This window comes from Ruegeria sp. (assembly GCF_965221235.1).
GTDB lineage: Bacteria > Pseudomonadota > Alphaproteobacteria > Rhodobacterales > Rhodobacteraceae > Ruegeria.
The window spans coordinates 387921-404083 of sequence record NZ_CBDCRS010000003.1 but is presented as its reverse complement, the minus strand read 5'-3'; the positions used below and the strand labels follow the sequence as shown (position 1 = coordinate 404083).

14 protein-coding genes are annotated in these 16163 nt (G+C 56.2%); 11 read left to right on the top strand and 3 right to left on the bottom strand.

The window, feature by feature from the left end:
* Window positions 1–40: 40 nt before the first annotated feature.
* The 7 genes from ACOQOY_RS02270 (at window position 41) to ACOQOY_RS02240 (ending at window position 8113) form a co-directional block, all read left to right on the top strand.
* Entirely contained in the window at window positions 41–811 is a 771-nt protein-coding gene (locus ACOQOY_RS02270) for an N-formylglutamate amidohydrolase (protein ID WP_420583864.1), read from the top strand.
* Complete coding sequence (locus tag ACOQOY_RS02265; RefSeq protein ID WP_420583863.1) at window positions 808–1452, top strand: isochorismatase family cysteine hydrolase; 645 nt, start codon at window positions 808–810, stop codon at window positions 1450–1452. Before ACOQOY_RS02270 ends, ACOQOY_RS02265 begins: the two co-directional genes overlap by 4 nt.
* Window positions 1452–3332 carry an ATP-binding cassette domain-containing protein gene (locus tag ACOQOY_RS02260; protein ID WP_420583862.1) on the top strand — a complete coding sequence of 627 codons (1881 nt, stop codon included), beginning with the start codon at window positions 1452–1454 and terminating at the stop codon, window positions 3330–3332. The genes ACOQOY_RS02265 and ACOQOY_RS02260 overlap by 1 nt, the downstream gene beginning before the upstream one ends.
* Entirely contained in the window at window positions 3329–4477 is a 1149-nt protein-coding gene (locus tag ACOQOY_RS02255; RefSeq protein ID WP_420583861.1) for an ABC transporter substrate-binding protein, read from the top strand. The genes ACOQOY_RS02260 and ACOQOY_RS02255 overlap by 4 nt, the downstream gene beginning before the upstream one ends.
* 16 nt (window positions 4478–4493) lie before the next feature.
* Window positions 4494–5195, top strand: a complete 702-nt coding sequence (locus ACOQOY_RS02250; protein ID WP_420583860.1) for an ABC transporter ATP-binding protein — start codon at window positions 4494–4496, stop codon at window positions 5193–5195.
* A 6-nt stretch (window positions 5196–5201) separates the two neighbouring features.
* On the top strand, window positions 5202–6089 hold the full coding sequence (locus tag ACOQOY_RS02245) for a branched-chain amino acid ABC transporter permease (protein WP_420583859.1): 888 nt from the start codon (window positions 5202–5204) through the stop codon (window positions 6087–6089).
* A gap of 392 nt (window positions 6090–6481) precedes the next feature.
* A complete protein-coding gene (locus tag ACOQOY_RS02240) occupies window positions 6482–8113 on the top strand; it encodes a bifunctional aspartate transaminase/aspartate 4-decarboxylase (RefSeq protein WP_420583858.1) in 1632 nt (543 codons plus the stop codon).
* A 95-nt stretch (window positions 8114–8208) separates the two neighbouring features.
* On the opposite strand, the gene aspT is transcribed toward ACOQOY_RS02240, so the two are convergent.
* Both aspT and ACOQOY_RS02230 read right to left on the bottom strand, forming a co-directional pair.
* Window positions 8209–9909 (bottom strand): aspartate-alanine antiporter, encoded by a 1701-nt coding sequence (gene aspT / locus ACOQOY_RS02235; RefSeq protein ID WP_420583857.1) that lies wholly within the window; start codon window positions 9907–9909, stop codon window positions 8209–8211.
* A gap of 167 nt (window positions 9910–10076) precedes the next feature.
* On the bottom strand, window positions 10077–11024 hold the full coding sequence (locus ACOQOY_RS02230; RefSeq protein WP_420583856.1) for an alpha/beta hydrolase: 948 nt from the start codon (window positions 11022–11024) through the stop codon (window positions 10077–10079).
* A 119-nt stretch (window positions 11025–11143) separates the two neighbouring features.
* Between ACOQOY_RS02230 and ACOQOY_RS02225 the strand changes: the two genes are divergently transcribed.
* Window positions 11144–11734, top strand: coding sequence for a TetR/AcrR family transcriptional regulator (locus tag ACOQOY_RS02225; RefSeq protein WP_420583855.1), 591 nt, complete (start codon window positions 11144–11146; stop codon window positions 11732–11734).
* Between the two features lie 78 nt (window positions 11735–11812).
* On the opposite strand, the gene ACOQOY_RS02220 is transcribed toward ACOQOY_RS02225, so the two are convergent.
* Window positions 11813–12994 carry a winged helix-turn-helix domain-containing protein gene (locus ACOQOY_RS02220; RefSeq protein WP_420583854.1) on the bottom strand — a complete coding sequence of 394 codons (1182 nt, stop codon included), beginning with the start codon at window positions 12992–12994 and terminating at the stop codon, window positions 11813–11815.
* A gap of 159 nt (window positions 12995–13153) precedes the next feature.
* Here ACOQOY_RS02220 and ACOQOY_RS02215 point away from each other — a divergent pair, with 159 nt between their 5' ends.
* From ACOQOY_RS02215 to ACOQOY_RS02205, 3 genes are all read left to right on the top strand, one after another.
* The gene (locus ACOQOY_RS02215) at window positions 13154–13828 is read left to right on the top strand and encodes a class I SAM-dependent methyltransferase (protein WP_420583853.1); all 675 of its coding nucleotides are present in this window, start codon (window positions 13154–13156) and stop codon (window positions 13826–13828) included.
* A 22-nt stretch (window positions 13829–13850) separates the two neighbouring features.
* Window positions 13851–14708 (top strand): alpha/beta fold hydrolase, encoded by an 858-nt coding sequence (locus ACOQOY_RS02210; RefSeq protein ID WP_420583852.1) that lies wholly within the window; start codon window positions 13851–13853, stop codon window positions 14706–14708.
* A 310-nt stretch (window positions 14709–15018) separates the two neighbouring features.
* Window positions 15019–16134 carry a M48 family metallopeptidase gene (locus ACOQOY_RS02205; RefSeq protein WP_420583851.1) on the top strand — a complete coding sequence of 372 codons (1116 nt, stop codon included), beginning with the start codon at window positions 15019–15021 and terminating at the stop codon, window positions 16132–16134.
* Window positions 16135–16163: the final 29 nt, after the last annotated feature.

Sequence of the window (16163 nt, the reverse complement as noted above, 5' to 3'; positions counted from 1 at the left end):
TTTATTGACTCTGGAGTTTTGCTTTCCTTAACCTTCAAGCATGCATCCCATTTCTGCCAAAGCCCTAATCGGCCCTGACGATCCTGCGCCCGTTGACGTGGTGCATGGCGACAGTGCGTCCGATCTGGTGCTGTTATGCGAGCATGCAGGACGTGCGATCCCGGCGTCGCTAGGCGATCTTGGGGTGAGTCAGGCCGTTCTGCTTAGTCATCGCGGCTGGGATATCGGGGCCGAGGATGTGGCTCGCGGTCTGGCGAGTGCTTTGCAGGCGCCGCTGGTTCTGCAACGCTATTCGCGGCTGGTTGTCGACTGCAATCGCCCGCCCAGAAGCCCTACATTTATGCCCGTTATCAGCGATCATCAGGAGGTTCCTGGCAACAGTTCGGCCACCAAGGCCGACCGGACGGCGCGGGAGCGCGAGATATTTGCCCCGATGAACCAGCAGCTTAATCGCCTGTTCCAGGCGCATGACCGCCGCGCCGCGTTCTCGATTCACTCCTATACGCCAAGTATGGATGGGCAGGACCGTCCTTGGCACGCGGGGTTTCTGACGCGGAAATCGAAGGGTACCGCCAGGGCGCTGATGGCCGCGATTGCCGAAATACGCCCCGATCTGACGCTGGCCCTGAACCAGCCCTACCAGATCGATGACGCGACCGACTGGTTCATCCCGCAATACCCCGAGGTCCTGGGGTTGCCGCATTGCCTGATCGAGATTCGTAACGACCAGATCGACCACCCCGAAGGTGTCGCCCTCTGGATCGACCTTTTGTCTCACGCCATCAATGCCTTCATGGAGAATTTGCCATGACCTTGACCCGCGAAGTCCCTCTGACTCCCGAACACGCGGCATTGCTGTTCATCGATGTGCAGAATTTCTCGGCACATCGGGACGGGGCCGAATTCAAGGATCTGTCTGACCATGAGTTCAACGAGAAATACGCTTGGTTCTTTGATCAGTTGAACAGCCGCGTCATCCCAAACATGCAGGCCATTCAATCCGCCTGCCGCGCGGCGGGGATCGAGGTGATGTATACCACCATCGAAAGTTTGACGTTGGATGGGCGCGACCGGTCTCTGGACTACAAGATCACCGGGTTTCATGTGCCCAAAGGCTCGTGGGACGGGCGGGTGATCGACCAGATCGCACCGCAAGGGGATGAGATCGTGCTGCCCAAGACCTCGTCTTCGGTATTTGTGTCGACCCATATCGATTACATCCTGCGAAATTTAGGCGTGAAGCAGATCGTGTTGTCGGGGCTGATCACCGATCAATGCGTTGAAAGCGCCATTCGCGATGCCTGTGATCTGGGCTACTTAGTCACGCAGGTCACAGACGCCTGCCTGACCTACAGTCAAAAACGTCATGACCATTCACTGCGCACCATCAAGGGCTATTGCAGGCAAGTCACCACGGCAGAGTTGATTGCAGAACTGGACGGGGGCAGGTGATGCCCGCGCTCGGCACCCATCCTGCACGGTTGCGGGCGGCCAATCTGCTGCGTACGGCAACGGGACTGGCAGTACTGCTACTTGCGGTAGCGGTGCTGACCTGGGTGTTTGGCCGAACCGGTGAGCGCATTGCTGTCCTGATGTGTGTGAACGTGTCCGCCGTAGTGGCCTTGGCCGTATTCTGCGGCAACACCGGGATCGTGAGTTTCGGGCATGGTGCGTTCATGGCTGTCGGGGCTTATCTGTCCGGCATCCTGACTATGCCTGCGGCATTGCAACGCTCGGCCTTGCCGGATCTGCCGGTCTGGCTGGCGGGGCATGAGCTGACGGTTTGGGCCTCCTTGCCGATAGTCGCCGCAACAGGGTTGGCGCTGGCTTTACTGAGTGGCAGTGCCATCGCGCGGCTGGTCGGAGCGTCGGCCACTATCTCGACGCTTGGTTTGCTGATCATCGTACATTCCATCGCAATCGGGGCGAGGGAGTTCACTCGTGGCAGCCAGACCTTTTACGGCGTGCCCCGGATCACCGATCTGCTGTTTGTTCTGGGCGCGGCGGTGGCTTTCATTCTGATTGCGCGCGCTTATCGGGAAAGCCGCTGGGGTCTGTTTGCCCGCGCGGTGCGCGATGATGAGGACGCTGCAACCGCCCTTGGTATCGCTCCGCGCCGCACCCGGCTGATTGCGTGGTGCCTGTCCGGCACGATGGCCACAATGGCGGGTGCGCTTTACGGGCATATTCTGGGAGCATTTTCTCCGGCCTCCTTCTACCTCAGCCTCGTCTTTGCGCAGGTGGTGATGATGATCGTGGGTGGCATGGCCTCAGTCGGCGGGGCGGTTGTGGGGGTCATTGCGGTAACATTGCTGCAAAACTCGGTCCGCAATCTCGAAGGTGGCGCAACGGTGATGGGCATGGCACTGCCCGAGGTCTTCGGGCTGACCACAATCGCCTTGGGTTTAGCCATCTTGCTGGTGATCTGGCTGCGCCCTCAGGGCATCGTTGGTGCGTTTGAACTTGGACCCGACGCAGATGCCCGCCTGCTTCGCGGGATCAGACGCGCGACCCAACCCGCTGCCGCCCCAGCGCCCGTAGGTGAGACTGAGCTGGTGGCCGAAGACCTGTCCAAGCACTTCGCCGGGGTAATTGCGGTGGATGACGTCAGCTTCGCTGCGCCGACGGGACGGATCACGGGACTGATCGGTCCTAATGGAGCGGGCAAGTCGACGCTGGTCAACCTGATGACCCGGCAATATGACGCAGACACGGGCTCGGCGCGCATCGGCGGCACCGAGCTAACCCGATTGCCGCGTCACGCGGTGATCCGGCACAAGGTCGCGCGCAGCTTTCAGAACCTTCGGCTGTTTCGCGGCCTGACGGCTTATGAAAACGTGCTTGTCGCCGCTCTGGCTGCCGGCCATTCGCGGCGCGACGCTGATACTGTTGCGTTAAGAGAATTGGATGCGTTCGACCTGGGCGAGATCGCTGGAATGCGGGCAGAAAACCTGCCTTACGGTGCCCGTAAGCGGCTGGAAATTGCCCGTGCGTTGGCGCAAGACCCGGCGATCCTGCTACTGGATGAGCCCGCCGCTGGGATGAACCCGGCAGAGACAGACGATCTGGCCGATCGGTTGGATAAGATCGCACGGGACCGCAACATCGGCGTTCTTCTGATCGACCATGACCTGAAATTCGTGAACCGGCTATCCAGCCGGATCGTGGTGATGAACCGGGGGCAGAAGATTGCCGAAGGCACCCCGGAAGAGGTGCGCGCCGATGCGCATGTGATCGAAGCATATATCGGGCGCGGGCGGACGGCGCGCGCCGCACAGGCCAAACAACAATCACAAGACCGTCCGGATCCAACAGAAGGAGTCTTAGCATGAAGACCAAAGCAATCCTGATGGCCAGCGCCATTGCGGCTGTTGGCAGTACCGCAGTCGCAGAAGACTATATTATCGGCGTCATGTCGGCCCAGTCGGGCTATCTTGCCCCCTATGACGGTCCGGCCTATGCCGGGTTTCAGTTCTGTATTGACGAGATGAACGCAAATGGCGGGCTGAACGGCGACACGCCGGTCAAGCTGATCGTCAAGGACACCCGCTCGGACATCGCCGTTGGCGTGCAGGTGGTGCAAGAGATGCTGGATGAAGGTGCCAAGTTCATCGTCTCATCCGCAGATGCCGACCCTACGATTGCAGCCGCACAAATCACCGCCGCAGACATGGTTCCGACCATGACATTTGCGGGTACCGCGCCGGTGCTGACTCAGGTCGGCCCGCATGTATTCGGTAGCTATCCGGCGGACAACCAGCAGGCCGCTGTGCTGGCTGGCTATGCGCGGGATCAGGGGTTTGAAAACGTGTGGCTGGTGAAGTCGCCCGACAGCGCCTACACCCTCGGCGGGCCTGAATATTTCGGCGAAGCGTTTGGTGCACTTGGCGGCAACGTTGTGGGGGAAAGCAACTATTCCCTGAACCAGCCCGATTTCTCGGCCATTGTGACAACGATCCAGGGCGCCGAAACTCCGCCCGACCTGATCGTCACCTGGGCGTGGGAGCCTGACTTTCCCGCCTTCATCCGTGCCCTGCGCGGCGCGGGGTTGGAAACGCAGGTGATGGGCGGCGATGTGCTGGATACGCCGACGGTGCGTGGCTTGGGCGATGTGGTCTCGGGCGTTGTACACACGTCAGGTGGTTTCCCCGATGAAGGTTCGGCCTATGCCGATTTCATCACCCGGTTCGAAGCGGCCACAGGCACCACGCCGGACAACAACTACTACGTCAATGGTTGCGACATCGCTCATATGATCGAACAGGCCGTCGCGGCGGCAGGCACCACCGATCCGGCGGCTGTCAGCGAAGCGATGGCCGGGCTGGAGAACGGCACAGCGGTGATGTCGAACTTCACCTTCGCGGGCACTGACCGGATGCCTCTGCGCGATGTGGTTGTGGCGCAAATTTCGGCTTCGGGCGAGAAAGAGTTCATCCTGCGCGAAGCCGCCGACCCGGCGATCCTGCCTAACCCATGATGTGATGGAAACCGCCTTGGACATAGCAGCACTGGATGTGCGTTATGGCCCGGTTCGGGCCGTGCGTGGCGTCGATCTGGTGGTGCCCCAAGGGGGTATCACCGCACTGCTCGGCGCAAATGGGGCGGGAAAGACCAGCACCGTTATGGCCATTGCCGGGGTCGTCACACCAGTGGCTGGGACGGTGGCGATCTTTGGCCGAAACCTGACCAACGCCACGCCTGATGCGATTGTCCGCGCAGGCGTGGCCATTTGCCCCGAAGGGCGGCGCATCTTTGCCTCGCTGACGGTCGAAGAGAACCTGATCCTCGCAGGCTCTGCCGCGGGCAATCCCGAAACCGCCGCCACGCGCCGCGCGGCCCTGATGGAGCGCTTTCCGATCCTGGGCGAACGGCGCAAACAACTTGCGGGGCTGCTGTCTGGCGGAGAACAACAGATGCTGGCCGTGGCTCGCGCCTTGATGAGCGAGCCGCAGCTTTTGCTGATGGACGAACCCTCACTGGGTCTGGCCCCGCAGATGGTCGACACGGTGTTCGGGATCATTGAGGGCCTGCGGGCCGAGGGTATCTCGATCCTTCTGGTCGAACAGAACGCCGCACTGGCGCTTGAGGTCGCCGACCATGCCGTTGTTCTGGCCAATGGTGCGGTTGCCGCCTCGGGCGCGCCGGGGGATTTGGCGGGCAACGACATCCTGAAATCAGCCTATCTGGCGGCCTGAGGCGCAATGGACCTTCTTCTGCAGCAGATCATCAACGCGCTCAGCCTTGGCGGGATTTACGCGATGCTGGCGCTTGGGTTGGCGATCGTATTTTCCATCGTGCGTCTGATCAACTTTGCCCATGGCGAGATCATGACCTTTGGTGGCTATGGTATCTTCCTGTCCATGAGCTTTGGCCTGCCGCCTCTTGCGGCGCTGACGGTCGGGATCGGAGCCGCGATGGCAATGGCATTGGCTATGGAGCGTACGGCGTTTCGGGCCATGCGAGGGGCGGATGTAGTTTCGCTGCTGATCACCAGCTTTGCTGTATCCGAAATCCTCAAGGTGCTGTTTCAGAATGGCATCTCGGCCCGACCCGTGCCGATTTCCTTTCCCCCCTCGTGGTCCGGCACCTATCAGATCGCCGGAATGACTATCGGTGTCGCCCCGACCATCTCCATCCTCGTTACGCTGACTTCGCTCGGCGCGCTGAGCTTTGTTCTTCGCCGTACGCCTATAGGCATGGCGATGCGAGCGGCGGCAGAGGATTTTGAGATGCTGCGCATGCTGGGCATCAATGCCAATCGGGTTGTGGCGATGTCCTTTGCAATTTCCGGCCTGTTGGCGGGTATTGCCGCAGTGATCTGGACGGCGCAGCGCGGCTCGGTCGATCCGCTGATGGGGTTCTTTCCGGTGCTCAAGGCATTCATCGCTACCGTACTGGGAGGGCTGGGCAGCCTTGGCGGAGCGGTTCTGGGTGGGTTCGTCGTGGGCGCGCTTGAGGTTCTGACCCAAGCTTTCCTGCCAGACAACTTAGCGCCTTACCGGGATGCTATCGTACTCAGTGCCGTTATCGCAGTCCTGCTGATCCGCCCGGATGGCCTGTTGCCCGCCAAAACCGGCGCACGATCTTAAAACCAGGTTGGAGTGCCTGATAAAATGCCAAACCGGATGCGACGCACCGCTTTATAAAGCGCTGCTCAGCCCGAGATCGCTACCCTTATAGTCATTCTCGGCGTTTGCGTGGAAACCCTACAATTTGAAAAGCAAGGGAGGATGGCGGACGTTCGCAGTGCAATCTTTGCATTTTAAACTTCAACCTGCGGACTTAATCCTGAAAGTCGCGCTCGCACCCTTCTGAAAATCGGCAAACATCGATACGGATGGTCTATAAAGGTCTGATTTGAAACGCATGATTTTGTGTTTATCAGCCGTCCACTTCAAACAGCAATGTTTACATCGGCATAATTGATTGCATACGATCCGGTTGAATTCTTTCGATTGTTCTAACGCAAAGGTTTGATGCCATGTCAGAAACTTTGGACCTGCATAAATTTGAGAACCTAAGTCCTTTCCAAATCAAAGACGAACTTATCAAGTTGGCTCAGAAAGAGGCGCGACAGGCGGCGCTGCCATATCTGAATGCGGGGCGTGGCAACCCTAACTGGATTGCCACCAAGGCGCGTGAGGCGTTCTTCCTCTTAGGCCAGTTCGCGATGACCGAAGCGCAGCGGCATCGCGATGAGCCGCAGGTCGGTTTAGCCGGTATGCCGCAAGGGCTGGGATGTTACGAGCGACTAAAGGTATATTGCGCTGACGCAGTTGAGAAAATCGGCCCTCCGGGAGTGGATACTCTGGTCGCCGTGGTGGATTTCGCGATTGAGAAGTTTGGGTTCAAACCCGACGATTTCGTGCTTGAATTGACCGACGGTATCATTGGTGACCACTACCCGATGCCGGACCGGTGTTTGGAACACAATGAGGCAATCGTCCACGAATACGTGATGTGGGCTATGTGCGCGGGGCACCGGCCTGATGTGAAATTCGATATCTACACGGTCGAAGGCGGAACCGCCGCGATGTGCTATATCTTCAAGGCGCTCAAGAACCAGCGGCTGCTGAATGCGGGCGACACTATTGCGTTGGGTACGCCAATCTTCACGCCTTATCTGGAAATGCCGGTGCTTGAAGATTACGGGTTAAACACTGTGGATGTGTCCTCCGCCGAAGAAGATCATTTCCAACTGAGCGACAAAGATTTTGAGCTGCTGGCCGACCCCAAAGTCAAAGCGTTGTTCCTGGTTAACCCCGGCAATCCATCCTCGGTTGCGATCAGCCCCGAAGTCATGACCCGGTTGGTCGATTTTGTGAAAAACCGCCGTCCTGACCTGATCATTTTGACAGATGATGTTTACGGCACCTTTGTTCCTAACTTTCAGTCGGTGATGGGTCATCTGCCCGAAAACACGATCGGAGTTTATTCCTATTCGAAGTATTTCGGCTGCACGGGCTGGCGTCTGGGCGCTATTCTGGTGGCCGAGAATAACATCTTCGACAAGATGATTGCCGCGGCACCGGACGAGACCAAAGCGGTGGTTAACGCCCGATATGAGTCGTTGACCCCAGATCCGTCGGCGTTCAAATTCATCGACCGGATCGTCGCCGACAGCCGGGATGTTGCGCTAAATCACACGGCGGGTCTTTCGGTGCCGCAGCAAGTGATGATGACCCTTTTCTCACTTGTCGAGTTGATGGACGAAGAAAAAAACTACCAAAAGTTCTGTTGGGGTATCCTGAAACATCGTTTTGATGAACTGGTCGACGGGCTGGGCATCGAAGTGGCCGACAACCCTCTGTTCGACAAGTATTATGGCATCATCGACTTTGAGTTCTGGCTGCGAAAATATGTCGGCGAAGAGGTGGTCGAGTGGATCAAGGAAAATGTCCACCCGCTCGATATCTCGTTCAAACTGGCGCAGGACCACGGGATCGTGCTGCTGAACGGGTCGGGTTTTGATGCGCCCAGCTGGTCCGCACGCGTGTCCTTTGCCAATCTGGACGACAGCGCCTATCGCCAGATCGGCAAAGCAGTGAGAGCGGTCGCGGTGGGATACGTCCAGGCCTACCGTGCCTCAAAAGGTTTGCCGCTGCACGGCTGATTGCCAGCCCGGGCAGCGGAACTTCCCATGGAGCCGATCAGGGCAATCTTTGCTTCCGGCTCCATGGAGCTAAGCATCGTAGTACTACTTTTTGTCTACGGCACAAAGGCAACGACCAGCGGACCCCAAAGCGTCAGGAAGATATTCGCAACCGCGTAGGTCATGGTGAATGCCGGTGTGGGGGTGGAATTCCCGGCTTTTTCCAACAGCGTTGCAAAGCCGGGATTGCCCGAACGTGAGCCGGTCACAACCGCGCAGGCCTCGATCGGGTTTTTGATCCGCAAGAAGTAATAGTTAATCGGGAATTGTACGATCATCGGCATCAGGGTGACCACGACACCCAGCAACAGCAGAGTAATGCCATATTGCTGAATTGCTTCAAGAGCGGGTTTGCCAGCATTCAGACCAACAACCCCGACGAAGACCGCGAGACCAAAGCTTTGCAGAAAGTTTGCGGCCCCATGGTTGATCCCGCCAATCTTGGGTCGACGAATACGCAAATACCCGATTATCAGCCCTGTCACGAGACAACCCAGACCCGAGCCAAGCGACACTTTGGTTCCCGCGATCACAAAGCTGATCTCACCGATCAAATAACCGATTGCCACACCGATCCCCAGCGCGATGAAGTTTGTGGCCGACGCCAGAGGCGGCGTGTAGCCCGCCTCTTTTGCTACACGGTTCAAGTCGTCTTTGTGGCCAACGATGCTGATCTCATCGCCAGCATGGATTTCAGTATTGTGCAGCACCGGCACCTCGTGACCCATTCGGGTTATTTTCGAGATATGAACACCGCGTCGCTGATCGGCTGTCAGGGCCTCGCGCAGTTCGGCAATGGTTTTGCCTGTCAGTTTCGGATTGGTAACAACAACGTTGCGACGCTCTTCCACCACAGTCAATTCGGGTGGGTATTCGCCAACCTCTCCACTTGCAGTGCCCTCGAACTGGGTCAGGGTTGAGACGAGCGCGGATACAACGACAATATCGCCTGCGTTGATAACCATATCTGGCGCAGGGTCCGTCGGGGCACCTTCATGCAATAGTTTCTCGACAATCAGATCACCGGTATACCTGCTTTCAATGGCTTTCACTGATTGCCCCGCGATCGACGCGTCGGAATTTACCTGATAGGCGCGAACGTTAAAGCGGTTCATTGGAAGGAATTCGCCTTCTTCCAGTTTGCGGCCCCCGCCGCTGAGTTTTTGGGCCAGTTTGATCGCCTCTTTCCGCAGGTCCACACGCATGACGATTGGTATGACGCTGACCGCCAAAATCGGGCCAATCGAGCCAAAGATATAAGTCACCGAGTATCCTACGGCGATGTTGGTTTTCAGTTTTTCCGCTTCATCTGCGGCCAACCCAAGTAGGTCGATGGCGTTGCCAGCGGTACCAATGATTGCGGATTGAGTTAACCCTCCGGCAGCCAGCCCGGCGGCCAAACCTTTGTCCAGACCAGCCAAACGGGCGACGACCACGACAAAGAAAAGCCCCCAGAGGGTCATCATAAATGCGGCCAACAGCTTGGTTAGGGCTGTTCGATTTAGGGCCGCAAAGAATTGGGGGCCACCATTGTAGCCAACCATGAAAATGAAAAGCGAAAAGAAAACATTCTGAACATCGGTGCTTAGGTTGATGCCTCCGATCTGGCCCACAAAAACCGCAACCAGAAGGGTTCCAGCGATGCCCCCCAGTTCGAATTTGCCGATCCGAAACTTTCCAATGCCGTACCCCAGGCCCAGACAAAGAAACAGCGCCATAATCGGGAAGGTGCGAAGCTGCTCAGCAATCAATTCCATTATGAAATCTCCTGTGTCTCCAATCAGGTTCGTTCCAATCAAGATACAGCGACTAACTATATTGAAAACAAGAAATTTTACACGACCAACTTCGCGCGGAGATCAGCAAACAAACCGCCTTGTCGGCAAGGAGGCAGAGACCATTGTATGACCCCTGCCTCTTCACTTCACTTGTTAAAGAAATCAGCGACAGCATCGGTTGACGCCTTTACCGCCTCGGGCTTGTAGTAGAAGTCCACATGGGAGAAGTCATCAAACGCCAGTTCCTCGTGCTCATTCGTTAGCTTCTCGACAAACTGGGTCGAGCAGGGCGCTGTGGAGGCGTTTGTGCCGTAAATCGTCAGCGAGGGCTGCGCAATCTTGTCTGCATAGGCCTCACCGATTGAAATTAGCGACTGCATGGGCTGATCGCCGATGTGCATGTTCGTGAAGGTCGCAACCGCAACTGGACCTTTTGCTCCATCACGGCCGTAGTAGTCATAGGTCTCGCCAGCCATCGCAGGATAGGCGGCCGCGTCGACAAATTCATCGCGGGACATTTCGTCGGTCAGTCCGAAGGGCGCAACGTAATCCGGCTCACCAGTTTCATACATCTTTTGCGTTGACGCATTCGCAGACGCGATCAACTGGTTCGCTGCATCACGGTCGGTCCACTGGAAGGCATCCGCCGCCATCATGCCGGACACCATGGCAATCTTCTTGATCCGGTGATCGGTCACGGCAGCCGATGCGATGATTGAACCGCCTTGGCAAACGCCCAGACCGTAAATCTCGTCGACGAACGGCAGAGTACCGAAGTAAGACACAGCGTCCCAGGTGTTTTCTATTAGCCGGAACATGTAGCGGGATTGCTTGTGCTCCCCGGGCAGCGCAGGGGACGAGCCCATGCCGAGGTAGTCGAAACCGAGGTAGATGAAGCCGCGTGCGGCCATTTCCGGGCCATAAGTGGCCGGGATCTGATCTTTGACCTGCGGGAATGGGCTGGCGCCGACGATTGCTTTGTAGGTATTGGTCTCATCAAAGCCTTCTGGCAGGTAGAGATCGCCCGCCAATTCCACACCAAAGGATTTGAAGGTGACTTCGTTTTTGCCTGCGGTGAGTTTTTGAGTTGTCATGATCTTGGTCCTTTCGGGGTCAGACAGCTTTGCGTCTTGCTAAAGTAAAACGATGTGTTTACTTATGATGCGGTAAGAGTGTTTGTAAACACATCTTTTTACTTTTTGGGGCTGAAACCGTGAAACGCACTGAAAAAAAAAGAAAAGATATCATTGATGCGGCCATCGATGAGTTCAAAGAGCAGGGGTTTCTGGGGGCAAAGACCACTTCAATCGCCAAAAAAGCGAACGTATCGAGTCGCACGCTCTACAATCATTTCGAGAGCAAGGAGGCCCTTTTCGAGGCGATCTCACAGATCATGCTGGAGCAGAACCGGAGCATGGAGCCGGTGCCCTATGACCCGGATCGTGACTTCGTCGAACAATTGAAGGAAGCCTTGTGGCGTTACATCGGTGTAATCACTGATGAGACAGCCATCGGATTAAACCGGATGGTCATCTCAGAATTGATCCGTGACCTTGATCGGTCTCGGCAATTCTTCACTGAAACCGCCACACATGATTACCCAATAACCAGGCTGATCAGCGAAGCCATGGATGCAGGCGTGATTCGCAAAGCTGATCCGGTTTTTGCGACCAACCAGCTTCTTGCGCTCGTCAAAAACTTCTTTTTCTGGCCAGAGTTCTTCCTTGGCGAGAACCCGACGCCCAAAGATGTTTTGGACGATTGCGTCGCGATGTTCTTGGCACACTACAAAGCAGACGTTTGACTGGAGATCGCGGAGGCACCGCAGCGATGGGAAGCCTCGACCAATGGCCGTTTTGGGCCGACGTCGTAATACGAGTAGCTATCCAAGCAAAAATGAGTTTGCCTGTATCGCAACATCCATCGGTCCAAACCAAGGTGCATGAGCATCTCCCGGAAGGAGCTGCAACCGTGCGCCTGGTATCGAACGCGCCAACCATTGCCCGAATTCAACTGGAACGGCGTGATCTTCCTGACGATGCAGTACAAGGGTCGGAGCATCGACTTTGGGTGCGTCAAGTTTAGCGTCTATCTGCCAACTCAGTTCGAGCATTGCAGCGGCCTGTTCCGGGTCCGCAGCGGCGCGCTGTTGAGCCGCAAAACGGCGTCTGTCTTCGGCGTCTGCCGAGGGCACGAAAATATCCGCAAGGGCGCGCGAACCGACGCCCCAATGCTGTCGGATCAGCGCCAGTAGCATGGACTGCGATTCCGGGGGGGCCAGATCCTTGCCCGAGCCATAAGCACCATAGAAACAAATGCGATCTATCTGTGCGGAGTGTGCGACCGAATATCGGATGGCCACGGGTCCCGCCGCCGAGATCGCGAGAAGTGAAAACCGATCGGCACTAAGCGCCGCGACCATATCTTCAAGCAGTGCGACCTCATCCTCTAGTGTCTCGTTTTGCTGCGCATCACGGCTGAGGCCCGATCCCGGTCGGTCATAACGTACTATGCGCAATTCTTTGCCCAAGGTCAGAAAGAACTCCTGAATATCCGGGTGATCGTGCCACAGGTCGGACGCGGTGACCCAAAACGGAGGGACTATGACCAGAGGGCCATTACCCAGATCCGCATATCCGATTGAGCGGCCCCTTCGATCCGTTATATAGCCAATCTCGGGCGCGGTTGTTTCGGCCACCTGTGTGCCACTGGGCTCTGGCACAGCAATGGGCGCGCGTAGATGAGGATCGCTGGGCTGCGCATCCAACTGACCATCAAAGCGATACCCTATCTTCGGTAAGGTGCGAATGAATCGCTGGGAGCGCCCATCGTCACCGATTGCCTTTCGCGCGCTTTTGATGCGGCTGGTAATCGCATCGTCCGAGATCGCCCGCCCGTCCCAGATTTGCGCGATGATCTCGTCTTTGGTGACAGTACGCCCTTCGGCCTGAACCAAAAGAACCAGCAGATCAAAGACCTGAGGTTCAATATGCTGTGCGATCTCATGGCGCACCAACGTGCGACGGTCAAGATCGAGAACGCAGTCGGAAAATTTGTAAATCACGAGCTTCCAACCTCAGACATCTATGGGTCAGACCTGCGCAGAGCATTCAGGCGACCTGAAAATCCAGCGTTTCTTCATTGCTTCTCCAGAACTCTGCCAAGTTCACAACGCCAAACCACGACATGGTTCCTGCATCCTTACCAAGCAGAGAGTAAAACCATGTCTTTATACAATAAACATATCCTTCCCCGAATTGTCGATTGCGGCTGTGGCGGACGCGCATTTGAAGGCCAACGCAAGCGGATCGTCCCCAACGCCAAGGGCGTCGTTTTAGAATTGGGCGTTGGCACTGGGTTGAATATTCCGCTTTACGATGCGGATCGCGTCACCAAACTTATCGGGTTGGACCCCTGTCAGAGCAGCCTCAACATGGCCCAGAAACTGGCATATAGATCACGATTTCCGGTCGAATTTGTTCAGGGCGTTGGCGAGGATATCCCACTTGCGGATAGGTGCATCGACACCGTGGTGCTGACCTACACGCTCTGCACCGTTCAAGATGTCTCGGCGGTTCTGAGCGAGGTGCGGCGTGTGCTGCGTCCAGACGGTGAGGTCCTGTTTTGCGAACATGTCAGCGCGCCGACGCCATGGATTTCACGTGTGCAGGGATTTGTTCAGCAGCCTTGGGCCTCGCTATTTGGCGGTTGCCGGTTGAACCGCCGCGCGGCCACGGCGTTACGCCGTGCGAAATTTCGAGTCGATGCGGATACTAACAAGTTGGGCGGTGTCCCGTTTCCAATCGCATGGCAAACAACCGGGTGCGCGAGGCCACTAATGCCAGGCGAACGCCCTGATCGCTGCCCAACCGGCCCTGATCTTCATCTGTCTATTTAATCCTCTAACCGGAGTCAGTTTCATGACCATACACGAAAAAACCGACCATTTTCCCGGTATTGATTGCGGGAATGGAGCACCCATCTTGTTCGTTCACGGCGCGGCGTGCGACCATCGGATCTGGAAACCTCACATTCAGAACCTGTCGCAGCGGTACAGGTGTATCGCTCCGACGCTACGCTGGTTCGGGCCTCATCAATGGCCAGCAACCTCGTTGGAGTTCAATGAGCAAACCCATGCAAACGATCTTGCCTCCATCATCGAAAACCTTGAATGCGGCCCAGTTTTTGTTGTGGGTTGGTCCTATGGCGCAAATGTCGCCTTGCGACTGAGCGTCGGCAGGCCTGACTTGATTTGTGGAGTCGCGGTATATGAGCCGAGCTCGACAAGCCTTGTTCGCACTCCCCTGGGCATTGCAACGCATCAATTGAGCATGCAGGAAACCTTTTTGCCTGTTACAGAGACTGCCGCCACGGGCGATGCGGTCGAAGTCTTGAAAGCCTTTATCAGCGCTGTTGGCGGGCCTGACACGCTCGGGAAGCTGCCGCCGAACCTTCGTCAGATTTGTTTGGAGAACGCCCATACACTGATACCCTTACTTAGTGCTAAGCACCGCTTCGCTTCAGTTGCAGCCGCTGAACTTGAAACACTACCGATGCCGGTTCACTTGGCATGGGGCCAGAAATCAGGGGATGCCTGGACGATTCCGAGCAAAGCGGCGGCCAGCCTCACAAACGTGCGTGGTTGTATGATTCCGGGAGCCGATCACATTTGGCCAGCAAAAAACCCGGCAGCCTTCCTGTCCTGGCTGGACAGCGTGCTTCGACAGAGTTCTATAGATGAGCTTACTTTGCAGTCGCGGCGAACGGCAGCGATGTGATCTGCGACCGCAGCGTTTGAGATAAAGGACGAATGGCAGCAAAGGGCCGATGACTAATTCGTGCTAAAAGGCGCTTGCTTCTTCAGCGCCGAAGTCTGCAATGGCGTCCAAAGCCGTCATTGCCAATAGAATCGGATGCTGCAAACAGATTAAGCTGTTTCACACGCTTCCAGTCGGTCTAGGGCATCTTGGTGAAGAGGCAATCAGGGTGCTAACAGAGAAAAACAGCCGTTGACCAGTTCATTCGCTTGAGCCAATCCTTAATAAAGAGATTATTTCTCGTTTAGTTTTAGGATTTTGACTCTCATAGATGAATAAAAGTACCGCACAGTTCCGCGAGAGGCTGAACCGCAGATTGGGCGAAAAAATCTTTTTGGATGCCCAAAAAGACCTTATTGAACGCAAACTCGACAGAAAGCGAACTGTACCCGTTGCGGCGACTGTTCTGTCTCTGGCCATTCTTGCCAGCCCATTTGTTTCGATAACGTTAGGCGTGCTGCTAATCGCAACTACCTTTCCAAACGTCTTCGCAATAATCATCGGATTAGTAATGGTTGGAATAGGTTACTTTCTTCTGCCGATACGTCATCGCAGGTTGGAAGGTCTCTTGGAGCGTTCCGAATTGCCTGCCACATTCCATCTTTTAGACCAGATCACGGATCGAATGGGAACTGAGCCCATTACCCACGTTATGGTTACGCCTGACTTCAATGCATTCATGCTGCATACAACAGGAAAGCGGGTCATCGGAATCGGTGCCGTTCTATGGAGGGCGACTACACCAGAGGAGAGGTTGGCTATTCTGGCCCACGAGGTGGCACATCAGGTGAACGGTGATCCAGCCCGTTCGGGTTTAACCGGCAAGGCGCTTCACACTCTAGAGGGATGGCTTTGGTTTCTTGAACCCGATGCAGATGAACTTTTCGCCGAGATCATAATGTATTTCCCGTTCCTGATTGTATCAGGCCTTCATAGGCTTTTGTTGCGGCTAATTTTTTTTGAGAGCCAGAGGTCTGAGTACTTAGCAGACGCACTCGGGGCATGCGTCGCCGGAGTACCTGCATCGCTATCTGCCCTTCAAAAATCGATGCTTGGCGAACGCATAGCGGTAGCACGTTTGGAGATGCATGCGAACCGGGTGCCCGGCGGATTGGCGCTAGTCGATCGATTTGCATACGCTATTACGGGAATTCCAGTCCGGGAACGTGACGCGTTTATCGCCAAAGCGAATGCCGAGAAACTGACAGTGGACTCGACGCATCCACCGACGGCCTATCGCATCGCGTTTCTCGACTTACTCAGTGATGCTGACGCTCCGGTCTTCGGCCCGGACGAATTGCGTGACAGCGATTCTGAACTTGAAGGGCAATTCGCAAAACAGGGAGATAACCTGCAGCGTGAAATTCAAATTGAAGAAGGGTGGTAGGCTTGATTCTACAGATTGGTTTGTTCATT

What these genes read in the sequence shown, in the direction of transcription:
- ACOQOY_RS02270 (WP_420583864.1), top strand. Translation starts at nt 41, where the DNA reads ATGCATCCCATTTCTGCCAAAGCCCTAATCGGCCCTGACGATCCTGCG.
- ACOQOY_RS02265 (WP_420583863.1), top strand. Translation starts at nt 808, where the DNA reads ATGACCTTGACCCGCGAAGTCCCTCTGACTCCCGAACACGCGGCATTG.
- ACOQOY_RS02260 (WP_420583862.1), top strand. Translation starts at nt 1,452, where the DNA reads ATGCCCGCGCTCGGCACCCATCCTGCACGGTTGCGGGCGGCCAATCTG.
- ACOQOY_RS02255 (WP_420583861.1), top strand. Translation starts at nt 3,329, where the DNA reads ATGAAGACCAAAGCAATCCTGATGGCCAGCGCCATTGCGGCTGTTGGC.
- ACOQOY_RS02245 (WP_420583859.1), top strand. Translation starts at nt 5,202, where the DNA reads ATGGACCTTCTTCTGCAGCAGATCATCAACGCGCTCAGCCTTGGCGGG.
- ACOQOY_RS02240 (WP_420583858.1), top strand. Translation starts at nt 6,482, where the DNA reads ATGTCAGAAACTTTGGACCTGCATAAATTTGAGAACCTAAGTCCTTTC.
- aspT (WP_420583857.1), bottom strand. Translation starts at nt 9,909, where the DNA reads ATGGAATTGATTGCTGAGCAGCTTCGCACCTTCCCGATTATGGCGCTG.
- ACOQOY_RS02230 (WP_420583856.1), bottom strand. Translation starts at nt 11,024, where the DNA reads ATGACAACTCAAAAACTCACCGCAGGCAAAAACGAAGTCACCTTCAAA.
- ACOQOY_RS02215 (WP_420583853.1), top strand. Translation starts at nt 13,154, where the DNA reads ATGTCTTTATACAATAAACATATCCTTCCCCGAATTGTCGATTGCGGC.
- ACOQOY_RS02210 (WP_420583852.1), top strand. Translation starts at nt 13,851, where the DNA reads ATGACCATACACGAAAAAACCGACCATTTTCCCGGTATTGATTGCGGG.
- ACOQOY_RS02205 (WP_420583851.1), top strand. Translation starts at nt 15,019, where the DNA reads ATGAATAAAAGTACCGCACAGTTCCGCGAGAGGCTGAACCGCAGATTG.